Source organism: Achromobacter sp. D7-1, assembly GCF_059760445.1.
Genome location: NZ_JCBAMT010000090.1, coordinates 15,281 through 28,344, shown reverse-complemented (window position 1 = coordinate 28,344; position 13,064 = coordinate 15,281). Strand labels below are relative to the sequence as shown.

The window sequence follows — 13,064 nt, the reverse complement described above, 5'->3', positions numbered from 1 at the left end:
GTGCGCGGCCGCCCATGTCGACTCAAAACGGGGAATATCATGCTCGCGGTATTCGCAAGGAATTGGCGCAACGCATTGTTGGGCCTGGCTGCTGTCGCGCTCAGCGCGCCCGCCTGGTCCCAGGCCCTGGAGCCTCTGAAGGTGCGGCTGGACTGGACGCCCTGGGGCGTGCACGGCGCTTTCCACCTGGCGCAGCAGAAGGGCTGGTACAAGCAGGCCGGCCTGGACGTGTCGCTGGAGGACGGCAATGGTTCGGTGACGACGGTGCAGATCGTCGGCGCCGGCGACAGCTTCGACCTGGGGCATGCCGCGCTGGCCTCGGCCATGATCGCCCGCGAGAAAGGCATGCCGGTCAAGGCAGTGGCGGTGTTCGCCAGGCAGAGCGACATAGGCTTGTTGGTCCCGTCCGATGCCGGCATCACCGGACCCGCGCAGCTCAAGGGCAAAAAGGTGGCCTATACGGCGGGGTCGCTGGAAGCGCCGTTCATCGACGCTTTCCTGGCCGCGGGCAAGCTCAAGAAAAGCGATCTTGAACTGATCAACGTGGACGCCGCCAGCAAGGCGTCGACCTATGCGGTGGGCAGGGCCGACGCGGCGTTTTCCACCATCCCGTTTTTCCTGCCGGTGGTGTCGCAGAACCGGCCCTCCAGCGCGGTGCGCTTTGCCGACTTCGGCCTGAACATGCCCAGCTTCGGCCTGTTTGCCAATGAATCCAAGCTGGCGCAGCGGCGCGACGCCATCGCGCGCTTCGCCAGCGTCAGCGCGCGGGCCTGGGAATACATCTACGCGGGCCACCAGGACGAGGCGGTCGCCGCCATCCTGGCGCAGCGGCCGCAGGCGCGGCTGGACAAGAAGGTGCTGCGCGGCCAGATCGACGCCTTGCAGCCGTATTTCGGCCAGCCGGCGGCGGGCGCGCGCCTGGGCGCGATCGTGCCGCAGGACTGGACCCAGGCCGTCGCCACCCTGTCGACCGTCGGGCTGATCAGCGCCAACGCCCAGGCCTCCTCGTTCTATGCACCCGATCTGGTGCATCCGGAACGCTACGACAGCCTGGTGCAGCCATGACGCAGTGGGCCGTGGCCGCAACAGACGTGCGCAAGCGCTATCCGGGCGCAGCGGGCGTGGAGGCGCTGGCGTCGGTGTCGGTCGACGTGCCGCGCGGCCGCTTCGTCAGTATCCTGGGGCCCAGCGGCTGCGGCAAGAGCACCTTTCTGCGCTGCGTGGCCGGCCTGGAGACTGTCTCCAGCGGTGACTTGCGGGTGGAAGGCGTGCCGGTGCAGGGGCCGCCCGCCGGCACGGGCATGGTGTTCCAGCGCGACGCGCTGCTGGAATGGCGCAGCGTGCGCCGCAATATCCTGCTGCCGGTCGAACTCGCACACAAGCCGGTGGCAGCCTATGCCGACAAGGTGCGGGCCTTGCTGGCCCTGACGGGCCTGGAGAAGTTTGCCGATAGCTATCCGCGCGAACTGTCTGGCGGCATGCGCCAGCGCGCGGCGATCTGCCGGGCGCTGGTGGACGACCCCAAGTTGCTGCTGATGGACGAGCCCTTCGGCGCGCTGGACGCGCTGACGCGCGATCAGATGAACGTCGAACTGCAGCGGATCTGGATGGAGACGCGCAACACCGTGCTGTTCGTGACGCACGGCATCGCCGAGGCGGTGTTTCTGGGCGATGTGGTGATGGTGTTCTCGCCGCGCCCGGGCCGCATCCTCGAAACCATAGAGATCGACCTGCCGCGGCCCCGGCCGCTGGCGCTGCGCGAAACGCCGCAATTCGGCGAATACGTGCGGCACATCCGCGGCATGTTCCAGAACATGGGCCTGATAGACGAAGGCGTCCGCGCCGCATCCGGCCTGGAGTCGGTCCAATGAGCGCGCTCTTGAAAGGGGCGGGCCGGCGCATGGCGGGGCTGCTGTCGGTGCTTGTGTTCCTGCTGCTGTGGGAGGCTGCCGCCCGCATCTTCCAGGTGCGCGCCATCATGCTGCCGCTGCCGGGCCAGGTGGCCCTGGAACTGGCGGTGGAATGGAGCTGGTACGCCGGCCATGCCGCCTACACGCTGATGACCACGCTGGCCGGCTTCGCGCTGGCGGTGGCGGCCGGCGTGGCGATCGCCGTCATGCTGGTGGGCTCGCGCTGGTTCGAACGTTTCGTCTATCCCTTGATCGTGGCCCTGAACAGCGTGCCCAAGGTCGCCATCGCGCCCTTGTTCGTGATCTGGATGGGCACGGGCGCAGAGCCCAAGATAGCCATCGCCTTCCTGATCGCCGTGTTCGCGATGATCGTGGACACCGTCCACGGCCTGCGCTCGGTGCCGCAGGACGTGCTGGACTTGGGCCGCGTGTTGAAGGCGTCACGCCGTGATTTCTTTTTCAAGGTGCGGCTGCCCAGCGCGCTGCCTTCGATCCTGGCAGGCATGAAGGTCTCGATTTCGCTGGCGCTGGTGGGCGCCATCGTCGGCGAGTTCGTGTCCTCGCAGCGCGGATTGGGCTACGTGATCATGAGCGCCCAAGGCACCTTCGACACGGTGCGGGTGTTCGCCGCGATCTTCGTGCTGGCCCTGATGGGCATGCTGCTGTTCGCCTTGCTGGTGTGGCTGGAACGGCGCGTGACGCCCTGGCTGCGGCATGACCGCGAAGACGATTGACGGTTTCAAGCCCGGGGCACCACGGGCTGTGTTTGGGGCAGGTGCGTGATTAGAAACAATTCTGGGGAAAACAGATGCAAGCACTACTCGCCTTGTCGCGTGGCATAGACGCGATCAATCTGCGCATGGGCCGGATCGTGTCCTGGGTCACGCTGCTGGTGGTCCTGGTCAGCGCCGGCAACGCCATCATGCGCAAGATATTCCACGACAGCTCCAATGCCTGGCTGGAGCTGCAGTGGTACATGTTCGGCGCCATGTTTCTGCTGACCGCAGGCTACACCTTGCTGAAGAACGACCACGTCAGGGTGGACATCATCTCCTCGCGGCTGTCGCGCCGCGCGCAGATCGGGATCGAGATCTTCGGCGTGCTGTTCTTCCTGATGCCGGCCTGCCTGTTGATCATGTATCTGTCCTGGCCGGTGTTCATGGATTCGTACCTCAGCAACGAGCATTCCTCCAACTCGGGCGGGTTGATCCGCTGGCCGGTCAAGCTGCTGATTCCGGTGGGCTTCGCGCTGCTGGTGCTGGCCGGACTGTCGCACTTGATCAAGTGCGTGGGCTTCCTGATGGGACGCTGCCGCGACCCTCGCGAACGCGAGGGCGCCAGGAGCGCCGAAGAAGAACTGGCCGAGGAAATCGCCCGCGAGGCGCAGGCGCGCGAAGTGGCCGCGCAGAACGAACTGAACAACAAGGGCCGCTGATCATGGAGTTTCTCATTGCCAATCTGGCGCCGATCATGTTCGCGACGCTGATCATCTTTCTGCTGCTGGGCTTTCCGGTGGCGTTCGCGCTGGCGGCCAACGGCATACTCTTCGGCCTGGTCGGGATGGAGCTGGACCTGCTCAATTCCTCGCTGTTCCAGGCGCTGCCGCAGCGGGTGTTCGGCATCATTTCCAACGACACGTTGCTGGCGGTGCCATTCTTCACATTGATGGGACTGGTGCTGGAGCGGTCCGGCATGGCCGAGGATCTGCTGGAGACCATAGGCCAGCTGTTCGGCTCGGTCCGCGGCGGCCTGGCCATCGCGGTGGTCTTCGTCGGCGCGATGCTGGCCGCGACCACGGGCGTGGTGTCGGCCTCGGTCATCTCGATGGGCCTGATCTCGCTGCCCATCATGTTGCGCAACGGTTATGACCGCAAGCTGGCCAGCGGTGTGATCGCCGCGTCCGGCACGCTGTCGCAGATCATCCCGCCCTCGCTGGTGCTGATCATCCTGGCCGATCAGCTCGGGCGCTCCATCGGCGACATCTACCGCGCGGCCATGGTGCCTGGCTTCATCCTGGCCGGGCTGTACATCGTCTACGTCGTCATCATGAGCCTGCTGAAGCCGGACTCCGCGCCCGCGCTGCCGGAAGAGGCGCGCCGCTTCCAGGAGCCGAACGGCGGCCGCGGCGGACGTTCGCTGCTGGTGTTGATGACGATTTCCGCCGTGTCGGCGTACTTCCTGGGCCTCTGGGTCGAGAACAACACGGCGCCGATGGACGAGCGCATCGTGGTGGCGCTGCTGTTCTGGGGCGCAACCGCCTTCGTTATTGCCCTGGTGAACAAGGCGCTGGGCCTGGGGCTGTTGTCGGCATTGGCCGAGCGCGTGACCTTTGTGATGATTCCGCCGCTGGCGCTGATCTTCCTGGTGCTGGGCACCATCTTCATCGGCGTGGCCACGCCGACCGAGGGCGGCGCCATGGGCGCGGTGGGCGCCATCCTGATGGCGGTGGCGCGACGCCGTCTGTCGCTGGACCTGCTCAAGCAGGCCATGGACACCACTACCAAGCTGTCCTGCTTCGTGGTGTTCATCCTGGTGGGTTCCACTGTATTCGGCCTGACCTTCCGCGCCGTCAACGGCGACCTGTGGGTCGAGCATCTGCTGACCGGCTTGCCAGGCGGACAGTGGGGCTTCCTGATCGTGGTCAGCATCCTGACCTTTGTGCTGGCCTTCTTCCTGGACTTCTTCGAACTGGCGTTCATCATCGTGCCGCTGCTGGGGCCGGTGGCCGACAAGCTGGGCATAGACCTGATCTGGTTTGGCGTGATCCTGGCAGTCAATATGCAAACCTCGTTCATGCATCCGCCATTCGGCTTTGCGCTGTTCTACCTGCGATCGGTGGCGCCACGGGACCGCTACAAGGACAGGGTCACGGGCAAGATGATCGAGCCCGTCACGACCGGACAGATCTACTGGGGCTCGGTGCCGTTCATCGTGATCCAGCTGCTGATGGTCGCGGCCGTGATGGCCTTCCCGGGCATGGTGATGCACTACAAGGGAACGGCCGCCGTCGTCGATCCGAGTTCGGTCTCGCTGGAGGTCGGGGGTAGCGGTTACGGCGCCAGCGCCTACGGGACGGATTCCAACCCGTTCAAGTGAGGCATAAGGGGCGCCAGGCGGCGCCCCTTGGTCCTCAGGGTTTGACCGCGTGCGTCGCCAGGAAGGTCGGCAGGAAGCGGTCGATCAGGAAGCGCGGCTGGGGCTGTTCATCCTCATAGAACCCTTTGAGCAGGAACCCGGCGTCCAGCTGGCCGCCGATCTGTTCGCCCAGGCTGTGTCCGAACACCAGGGCCTCGCCCCGGCCTTGCTTCTGCGCCAACTCCGGCGCAGTCAGATCGCGCACATCGGAGTAGGGCAGCTTGAAGCGCGGGCGGATCAAGCCTTGTTCCGCCAGTTCCGGCGCGCGGTCGCCGACGAACACGACCGGGTTGTAGAAGCTGCTGAGCAGTCTGCCGCCATGCTTCAGCACCCTGAAGCACTCGCGCCATACTGGCCGCACGTCGGGCACATACAGGTTGGAGATCGGATGCACGATGCAGTCGAACGACGCGTCGGCGAATGCCGAGAGGTCGCGCATATCGCCCTGCACGGCCTTGAGCGCCAAGCCATCGCGGCGCGCGACCATTTCATCCTGGGCAAGCTGTAGCGGCGACGCGTCGAACACGGTCACCTCGGCGCCGGCGGCGGCCAGCACGGGCGCCTGCTGACCGCCAGCCGAGGCCAGGCACAGGATGCGCGGCGCCGGATTCATGGGCGGCAGCCAGTCCGCCGGCAGGGCGCGCGGCGTGACGTGCACCTGCCAGTCGCCGCGGCGCGCGGCCTGGATGGTTTCGGCGCTTACCGGTTGTGACCAGGCGCATTGCTGCGCGGCCTGGCGGTCCCAGGCGGCGCGGTTGTGGTGATAGATATCGATGGTGTCGGTCGCAGGCATTGTGCTTTCCTTCTGTGGAGGGGGAAAACTGCCGATGCGCGGAATCCGCGAGCCTGAGCCTTGCAGGGGGCAATCCGCGGCGCGCCGATAGCGGCCGGGTCCTGCGTGAGATCAGAATGGAACAAGCAATGCGGCTCGCGCGCCAGGCAGCGAGGGGAGGCAAGATGCGCATGGGCATCCCGGCATTTACTTGTTCACTCTGAGTGCTCCGGTGGATGTGGGAGAGGGTTGCAAGCTTAACCCGGACGGCGCGGCGAGGACAAATGGCTGCCCGCCGCCGGTTCACTGCGTGGTCGTCGCGCAGCTACGTGCTGCGTTGCGCCGTGATCACATGCGCCTGGATCTTTCCGGCGATGGGCCCCGCGCCGTGGCGCGCGCGCAGCGCGTCGGTCGCGACATTGACGGCCTGCTCCAGTATGCCCGCGCCGCGGGCCTCGATCTCGTTGCGCAGCGGCGTGCCTTGGCAATAGGCGATGGCAGCCGTCCGGGGCGTGTCCGCGCGGCTCTCGAAGGCAACGGTTTCCAGCGTCTGCCGGCCGGTGAATCCGGCGTGGGCCAGGTCGGCTTTGATGACGGCCGCGTCGTAATAGCCATGCGGAATCCGGCTCATGAACCTGGGAGGATCGCCGGGGAACAGCCGCGCCAGTGCCTGTTCCACCGTATCGGCAAACGCGTTGTCCTCGATGCGGTCCCAGACGTTGAACAGGAATGTTCCGCCGGGCCGCAGGACCCGGCGCGCCTCGGCAAAGGCCGCCGCCTTGTCCGGCAGGAACATGTAGCCGAACTGGCACACCACGGCATTGAAGGACTGGTCCTCGAAAGGCAGCTGCAAGGCGTCGGCCTGGCGCCAGGCGACGGCGCGGCTCGTGCCCAGGGCCTGGGCCTGCACCAGCATGGCTTGGTTGAGGTCGGTCGCGACGATGGCCGTGGCGGCTGGCAACTGGTCCGCGAGCTGGCGCGTCACCGCGCCCGTGCCTGCGGCGATTTCCAGGACGGTTGCAGGACGCAGCGCCGCCGCTCGGCGGGCGAGGTCTATGGCATAGGGTTCGAAGATGAGGGGAACCATGTACCGCTGGTAGAACTGGGGGATGGATCCGGAGAAGACTCGATCGCCAGGGGAGGTGTTCATGATGTTCGACTCCAAAGCGGCCGCGCGGGGCGGTCTTCAGACTGAACGCAGCCGCGTCCGGCGGCTGGGAAACTCTATTTTAGGCGTGGCGAGACCGCCTGGCGACAGACGCTCGGCATGGACCTATGCCCCCAATCGGGCCTGTTCCGCCGCCAGATATGCATCCCGCGACGGCAGCAGGTGTTCCCGGCACAGCGTCATCAACCCCTCCCGGTCGCCATCCCGCAGCGCATGGATCATGGCCCAGTGTTCCTGGCGGGCGCGTTCGCGGTAGCCAGCGGCGGCCAGCGAGCCAAAGCGGATGGGATGGGTGCGGCGGGCGTATTCCTGGATGGCCTGGCCCAGCACCGCGTTGTCCAGCAGGGCGAAGAACTCGCGGTGAAAACGCTGGTTGCTGCGGAACACGCGGCGCGCGTCGCCGTCGGCGACCGCCGCATCGTGTTCGCGCTGCACGGCCACCAACGCCGCCAGCCGTGCCTGCGGCACGGGCAGCGGGATCTGGCTGGCGGCATGCACTTCCAGTACCTGGCGCAGCGCATACAGCTCCATGACTTCGCGCACCGAGTACGCGCGCACCACTGCGCCGATGTTGCGCTTTTTCTCCACCACGCCCAGCGTCTCCAGGTCCGCGAGGACCTGACGTACCACGTGGCGCTTCAGGGCGAAGCGCGCCATCAGTTCGTCTTCGGTCAGGCGCTGGCGCGGGTGCAGCCGGCCGAAGACGATGTCTTCTTCCAGGATGGCCACCGCAGCCTGCGCGGCGTCGAGGGCCTGAGATTGCAAGGCGTCGGGCGTGATGGCGTCCATGGGCCTGCCTACTTCTTCGGCACGGTGTCGTGGGTGACGCCGGCGCGCAGGAAGTCGAAGTCCACGCCCTGGTCGGCCTGGGTCACGGTCTGCAGGAACAGCTTGCGGTAGCCGCGTTCGGCCGTGGGGCGAACCATGGGTTGGGCCGCGGCGCGGCGCGCCAGTTCGGCGTCGTCCACTAGTAGCGCGATCTCGCGCTTGGCCACCGACAGGCGGATGCGGTCGCCGTTTTGCACATAAGCCAGCGGGCCGCCGATGGCGGCTTCGGGCGTGACGTGCAGCACGATGGTGCCGGCCGCGGTGCCGCTCATGCGGCCGTCGGAGATGCGCACCATGTCTTTCACGCCGGCGCGCGCCAGTTTCTTGGGGATGGGCATGTAGCCGGCTTCGGGCATGCCGGGCGCGCCGGTCGGGCCGATGCGCTTGAGCACCAGGATGTCGTCGGCGGTAACGTCCAGCGCCTCGTCATCGATGCGCCGCGCCATATCCTCGGCGTCCTCGAACACCACCGCGCGGCCCTCGTGCTCCATCAGCTTGGGGTTGGCGGCGGATTGCTTGATGATGGCGCCGCCCGGGGCCAGGTTGCCGCGCAGCACGGCCAGGCCGCCCACAGGGTAGATGGGCGAGGCCGCCGTGCGGATCACGTCCTGCGGGAAGGCGGCAGGGGCATCGTCCAGTTCCTCGCCCAGCGTGCGGCCCGACACGGTCAGCGCGTCCAGGTGCAGGTAGGGGCGCAGTTCGCGCAACAGCGCCGGCATGCCGCCGGCGTGGTGGAAGTCTTCCATGTAGTGCTGGCCCGAGGGCTTCAGGTCCACCAGCACGGGTGTCTCGCGGCTGATGCGGTCCAGGCCGGCCAGGTCTATGTCTATGCCCAGGCGGCCGGCGATTGCCGTCAGGTGCACGATGCCGTTGGTGGAGCCGCCGATGGCCAGCAGCACGCGCAAGGCGTTCTCGATGGATTTGCCGGTGAGGATGCGGTCCGGCGTCAGGCGTGCAGCGGCCATGGCGACCGCCGTGGCGCCGGTTTTCTCGGCGACGCGCACGCGGTCGGCGGTGACGGCCGGGGCCGAGGCGCCGCCGGCCACCATCATGCCCAGGGCTTCGGTGATGCAGGCCATGGTACTGGCCGTGCCCATCACGGAACAGGTGCCCACGCTGGCGACCAGCTGGTTGTTCACGTCCGCGATCTCGGCCGCGTCGATCTCTTCGGCGCGGTAGCGGCCCCAGTAACGGCGGCAGTCGGTGCAGGCGCCCACGCGCTCGCCGCGGTGCGAGCCTGTCAGCATCGAACCCGTGACCAGCTGGACGGCGGGCACGCCGGCCGAAGCCGCGCCCATCAGCTGGGCCGGCACGGTCTTGTCGCAGCCGCCGATCAGCACCACGGCGTCCATGGGCTGGGCGCGGATCATCTCCTCGGTGTCCATGGACATGAGGTTGCGCAGGTACATGCTGGTGGGCTGGGAGAAGCTCTCGTGCACCGAAATGGTGGGGAAGTCCATGGGCAGGCCGCCTGCCAGCATGACGCCGCGCTTGACCGCCTCGATCAGTTGCGGGGCGTTGCCGTGGCAGGGGTTATAGCTGCTGCCCGTGTTGACGATGCCGATGATGGGGCGCGACAGGGCGTCGTCGGTGTAGCCCGCGCCCTTGATGAAGGCTTTGCGCAGGAATAGCGAAAAGCCGGTGTCGCCGTAGTTGGTGAGTCCGCGGGCGACGCCGCGCGCGGCCGCGCCTGCACTGTCGAAAGGGCCTGCTGCGGGCGCGTCGTTGCTGGTCTCGTCCTTCATTTTTGATCTCGATAATATTATTGATAATCTGATGGCGGCATCATATCCAGCCTTTGAAAGCGGCGGCAAGCGATTTATCAGCGCCGATTGATTGATCTTTTTTATTGATCAGTCGATAGAAAAATTCTGCTTCTTCAATCAAGTTTCGGCACCTACACTGGCGCGGTTGACGAGCCGGGCGTCCGTTTCATTCCTATACCCATCCCGGCAGGAGACCTACATGTCAGACCTGCGTCTGCGGCCGCGCCGCGCCGTGTTGTTTTCCCTGCTGGCCTTGTGCGCCGGCGTTTCCGCTCCCGCCCTGGCCGCCGACGCCTACCCCGACAAGCCCATCCGCATGATCGTGCCGTACCCGCCCGGCGGCGCGACCGACGTGATCGGCCGTGTGCTGGCGCAGGAACTGACCGGCGCCTTGGGCCAGTCGGTGATCGTGGAGAACCGCGCGGGCGCCGCCGGCAACATCGGCGCCGATCAGGTGGCCAAGGCCCAGCCCGACGGCTACACGCTGCTGATGGGCGCGCTGACCAGCCATTCCATCAACGCCGCCCTGTACCGCGGCCGCGTCACCTACGACGTGGAGAAGAGCTTCGCACCGGTTTCCATCGTCGGCACGGTGCCGCTGGTGTTCGTGGTGAACCCGTCGGTGCAGGCGAAAACGCTGGCCGAATTCATCGCGCTGGCCAAGTCCAAGCCCGGCTACATCACCATGGGTTCGGCCGGCAACGGCTCGCCCCAGCATCTGGCCGCCGAAATGTTCAAGCGCACCGCCGGCGTGGAGGTGCTGCACGTGCCCTATAAGGGCAGCGGTCCGGCCATGACCGACCTGATGGGCGGACAGGTGCTCAGCATGATCGAAACCGTGCCCGCGGCGCAGGGCAGCATCAAGGCCGGCAAGCTGCGCGCGTTGGCGGTGACGTCGGCTGCGCGCGTGGACGCGCTGCCGGATGTGCCGACGGCGGCCGAGGCGGGCCTGAAGGATTTCGAGGTCAGTTCGATGTTCGGCATCGTCGCGCCCGCCAATACCCCGGCGCCCGTGATTGAACGCCTGAATAGCGAGCTGAAGAAAATCTTGGCCAAGCCCGAGGTCAAGGCCTCTCTGCTGAACCAGGGCGCCATCGCTACCTGGACCACGCCGGCCGACGCCGGCGCCCGCGTTTCGGCCGAACTGGCCCGCTGGACCAAAGTCATCGACGAAGCGGGCGTGAAGGGGGACTAAACCTCCCAAGGTTGCGGCTTTACGTCATACGCCGGAAGTTCCGCCTGGAACTCCCGGCGATTTTGTTTGCGCGCGCGGTCGCAAAAGACGCAACAAGGCTTGCGTGTCAAGTACGCAAGACGCACTGAAAAAGCTGCACATGCAAAGTTTTGCGCTATGAACCACCAATGGGGACGCAATAAACCGCAACAAAGTCTGCGCGAGATTGTATACAGTGGTTGACCCCGAATAGACTAGGCCGTAATGTACTTTGCGGGCCTTCCCAGGGCGGCAGAAGGGGGATAACAATGACAGACGACCAGGACGAGAAGTCGATTCTGTACACGCATTTCGGAACGCACAGTCCTTATTGGCGCCTGTCCGCCGATAGCGACGCGTTCGAACTCGCAGCGGTCAAGGGCGCGGCCAACATCGCGATGGCGCTGCGTCCGGAACAGGCCGAGATGATACGCAGCCTGACCGGCATCACTTCCAGCGTGCGCATCGACATCGCGCTGTACGGCGACATGCTGCGGCTCCATCTGGTGGGCCGCAAGATCAATCCGGATGAATGGGCGGGCACCGCATCCGCGCATTCCGATACCGAATCCGTGGCCAAGGATCTGGTCGAGGGCCTGTCCTTCGCCGAGACCGTGGTGTCCGAGGCCAACTCGGTCATCGTCATCGTCGACCAGAACGGCCGGGTGCAGCGCTTCAACAAGCTCAGCGAGGAATACACCGGCAAGCGCGAGCAGGACATCATCGGCCGCAGCGTGTTCGAAATGTTCATGACGCGCGAAGAGGCGATCGCCTCGCGCCGCAATATCGCCGAGTTCTACAAGCGCGGGCAGTCCTACGAGGCCGAGCGCCTCATCAATACGGTCAAGGGACCGCGCCTCTTCCTGTTCCGCAACAAGTTCGTCACCAGCGGCAGCGGCGAAAAGCGCGTCTACCTGATCTGCTCGGGCACCGACATCACCGAGGAACGCCAGGCACAGGAGCGCCTGCGGGTGTTGGCCAACACCGACATGCTGACCAACCTGCCCAACCGCCACGCGATTACCACGCGGCTGAAGACGGCGCTGGCGGCGGGCCAGGATGGGCGGGGCGGCGTGCTGTTCCTGGACCTGGACAATTTCAAGCGCATCAACGACCACTACGGCCACGGCTTCGGCGACCGCCTGCTCAAGTCGGTGGCGGTTGCGATCTCGTCCTGCCTGTCCGAAGGCCAGACCCTGGCGCGGCTGGGCGGCGACGAATTCATCGTGCTGCACGAAGCCGCCCAGACCTGGGAGCTGGAGGCCACCGCGCAGCGCATCATCGAGCGCCTGCGCGAGCCTTTCCGTCAGGGGCTGATCGAGGTCTATACCAGCTGCTCCATCGGCATCGCCATGTATCCCGAGCACGGCGCCGACCTGGACAGCGTGGTGCGCAGCGCCGACATCGCCATGTATGTGGCCAAGGAAGCGGGGCGCCATACTTACCGCGTGTTCCAGCCCGAGATGGACCGCCGCAACGCGGACTACGTCTGGCTGGACACCAATCTGCGCAAGGCCCTGGCCGAAGACCACCTGATGCTGTACTACCAGCCCAAACTGGCGGGGCGCAACGGCGAGGTCGACGGGGTCGAAGCCCTGGTGCGCTGGCGCTCGCCGGAGCGCGGCATGGTCGGCCCCAACGTTTTCATTCCCTATGCCGAGGAATCGGGCCTGATCTCGCCGCTGGGCGTGTGGGTCATGCGTGAAGCGGCCAGGCAGGCCGCGGCCTGGAAGCGCGACGGCCTGAACATTCGCATCGCCATCAACGTGTCGGCGCGGCAGTTGAACGACAAGGGCGTGGTCAGCGACTTCATGCGCGCCATCAACGACGCCAGCCTGGATCCCTGCCTGCTGGACATCGAATTGACGGAAAGCTGCCTGATCGACGACGAAGGCGCCGCCATCGAACTGATCAAGCAATTCCGGCAACTGGGCGCGCGCGTCCATCTGGACGACTTCGGCACCGGCTATTCGTCGTTGTCGCAGCTCGCCCGCATTCCGCTGGACGCGATCAAGCTGGACGCCAGCTTCGTGCGCGGCGTCAACGAGAACCCGGTGTCGCAGGCGCTGGCGCGCGCCATCGTCGCCGTGGCGCGCACGCTGGAGCTGAAGGTGATCGCCGAGGGCGTGGAAACGACCGAAGAGGCCGTGTTCGTCGACACCCTGGGCGTGGACGCCAAGCAGGGCTACCTGTATGCCAAGCCCATGCCTGCGGCGGAGTTCACCGCCTGGCTGGCCCAGCGCCGCCGGCTGCATCTCATTGCCTGACGCAG

11 protein-coding genes are annotated in these 13,064 nt (G+C 66.2%); 7 read left to right on the top strand and 4 right to left on the bottom strand.

What is annotated here, in order from left to right:
* Window positions 1-39 precede the first annotated feature (39 nt).
* The 5 genes from AC6LKD_RS27635 (at window position 40) to AC6LKD_RS27615 (ending at window position 5,006) form a co-directional block, all read left to right on the top strand.
* Window positions 40-1,065, top strand: coding sequence for an ABC transporter substrate-binding protein (locus AC6LKD_RS27635; protein WP_013393117.1), 1,026 nt, complete (start codon window positions 40-42; stop codon window positions 1,063-1,065).
* Window positions 1,062-1,871: an ABC transporter ATP-binding protein gene (locus AC6LKD_RS27630; protein ID WP_498118042.1), complete on the top strand. Its 810-nt coding sequence runs from the start codon at window positions 1,062-1,064 to the stop codon at window positions 1,869-1,871. The genes AC6LKD_RS27635 and AC6LKD_RS27630 overlap by 4 nt, the downstream gene beginning before the upstream one ends.
* Window positions 1,868-2,644: an ABC transporter permease gene (locus AC6LKD_RS27625; protein ID WP_498118041.1), complete on the top strand. Its 777-nt coding sequence runs from the start codon at window positions 1,868-1,870 to the stop codon at window positions 2,642-2,644. Before AC6LKD_RS27630 ends, AC6LKD_RS27625 begins: the two co-directional genes overlap by 4 nt.
* A 74-nt stretch (window positions 2,645-2,718) precedes the next feature.
* Window positions 2,719-3,345, top strand: coding sequence for a TRAP transporter small permease subunit (locus tag AC6LKD_RS27620; RefSeq protein WP_013393120.1), 627 nt, complete (start codon window positions 2,719-2,721; stop codon window positions 3,343-3,345).
* A 2-nt stretch (window positions 3,346-3,347) separates the two neighbouring features.
* Window positions 3,348-5,006 carry a TRAP transporter large permease gene (locus AC6LKD_RS27615; RefSeq protein ID WP_013393121.1) on the top strand — a complete coding sequence of 553 codons (1,659 nt, stop codon included), beginning with the start codon at window positions 3,348-3,350 and terminating at the stop codon, window positions 5,004-5,006.
* Between the two features lie 34 nt (window positions 5,007-5,040).
* Here the strand turns inward: AC6LKD_RS27615 and AC6LKD_RS27610 are convergent, their stop codons facing one another.
* The 4 genes from AC6LKD_RS27610 to AC6LKD_RS27595 form a co-directional block, all read right to left on the bottom strand.
* Window positions 5,041-5,838 carry a class I SAM-dependent methyltransferase gene (locus tag AC6LKD_RS27610; protein WP_498118040.1) on the bottom strand — a complete coding sequence of 266 codons (798 nt, stop codon included), beginning with the start codon at window positions 5,836-5,838 and terminating at the stop codon, window positions 5,041-5,043.
* Between the two features lie 304 nt (window positions 5,839-6,142).
* Complete coding sequence (locus AC6LKD_RS27605) at window positions 6,143-6,967, bottom strand: class I SAM-dependent methyltransferase (RefSeq protein ID WP_498118039.1); 825 nt, start codon at window positions 6,965-6,967, stop codon at window positions 6,143-6,145.
* 123 nt (window positions 6,968-7,090) lie between these two features.
* The gene (locus tag AC6LKD_RS27600) at window positions 7,091-7,774 is read right to left on the bottom strand and encodes a GntR family transcriptional regulator (protein WP_498118038.1); all 684 of its coding nucleotides are present in this window, start codon (window positions 7,772-7,774) and stop codon (window positions 7,091-7,093) included.
* Between the two features lie 8 nt (window positions 7,775-7,782).
* Window positions 7,783-9,558: an IlvD/Edd family dehydratase gene (locus AC6LKD_RS27595; protein ID WP_498118037.1), complete on the bottom strand. Its 1,776-nt coding sequence runs from the start codon at window positions 9,556-9,558 to the stop codon at window positions 7,783-7,785.
* Between the two features lie 220 nt (window positions 9,559-9,778).
* Between AC6LKD_RS27595 and AC6LKD_RS27590 the strand changes: the two genes are divergently transcribed.
* Both AC6LKD_RS27590 and pdeR read left to right on the top strand, forming a co-directional pair.
* Window positions 9,779-10,774: a Bug family tripartite tricarboxylate transporter substrate binding protein gene (locus AC6LKD_RS27590; protein WP_498118036.1), complete on the top strand. Its 996-nt coding sequence runs from the start codon at window positions 9,779-9,781 to the stop codon at window positions 10,772-10,774.
* A 287-nt stretch (window positions 10,775-11,061) separates the two neighbouring features.
* On the top strand, window positions 11,062-13,059 hold the full coding sequence (gene pdeR / locus AC6LKD_RS27585) for a cyclic di-GMP phosphodiesterase (RefSeq protein ID WP_498118035.1): 1,998 nt from the start codon (window positions 11,062-11,064) through the stop codon (window positions 13,057-13,059).
* Window positions 13,060-13,064 lie beyond the last annotated feature (5 nt).

What these genes read in the sequence shown, in the direction of transcription:
- AC6LKD_RS27635 (WP_013393117.1), top strand. Translation starts at nt 40, where the DNA reads ATGCTCGCGGTATTCGCAAGGAATTGGCGCAACGCATTGTTGGGCCTG.
- pdeR (WP_498118035.1), top strand. Translation starts at nt 11,062, where the DNA reads ATGACAGACGACCAGGACGAGAAGTCGATTCTGTACACGCATTTCGGA.
- AC6LKD_RS27620 (WP_013393120.1), top strand. Translation starts at nt 2,719, where the DNA reads ATGCAAGCACTACTCGCCTTGTCGCGTGGCATAGACGCGATCAATCTG.
- AC6LKD_RS27605 (WP_498118039.1), bottom strand. Translation starts at nt 6,967, where the DNA reads ATGAACACCTCCCCTGGCGATCGAGTCTTCTCCGGATCCATCCCCCAG.
- AC6LKD_RS27625 (WP_498118041.1), top strand. Translation starts at nt 1,868, where the DNA reads ATGAGCGCGCTCTTGAAAGGGGCGGGCCGGCGCATGGCGGGGCTGCTG.
- AC6LKD_RS27630 (WP_498118042.1), top strand. Translation starts at nt 1,062, where the DNA reads ATGACGCAGTGGGCCGTGGCCGCAACAGACGTGCGCAAGCGCTATCCG.
- AC6LKD_RS27600 (WP_498118038.1), bottom strand. Translation starts at nt 7,774, where the DNA reads ATGGACGCCATCACGCCCGACGCCTTGCAATCTCAGGCCCTCGACGCC.
- AC6LKD_RS27610 (WP_498118040.1), bottom strand. Translation starts at nt 5,838, where the DNA reads ATGCCTGCGACCGACACCATCGATATCTATCACCACAACCGCGCCGCC.
- AC6LKD_RS27615 (WP_013393121.1), top strand. Translation starts at nt 3,348, where the DNA reads ATGGAGTTTCTCATTGCCAATCTGGCGCCGATCATGTTCGCGACGCTG.
- AC6LKD_RS27590 (WP_498118036.1), top strand. Translation starts at nt 9,779, where the DNA reads ATGTCAGACCTGCGTCTGCGGCCGCGCCGCGCCGTGTTGTTTTCCCTG.
- AC6LKD_RS27595 (WP_498118037.1), bottom strand. Translation starts at nt 9,558, where the DNA reads ATGAAGGACGAGACCAGCAACGACGCGCCCGCAGCAGGCCCTTTCGAC.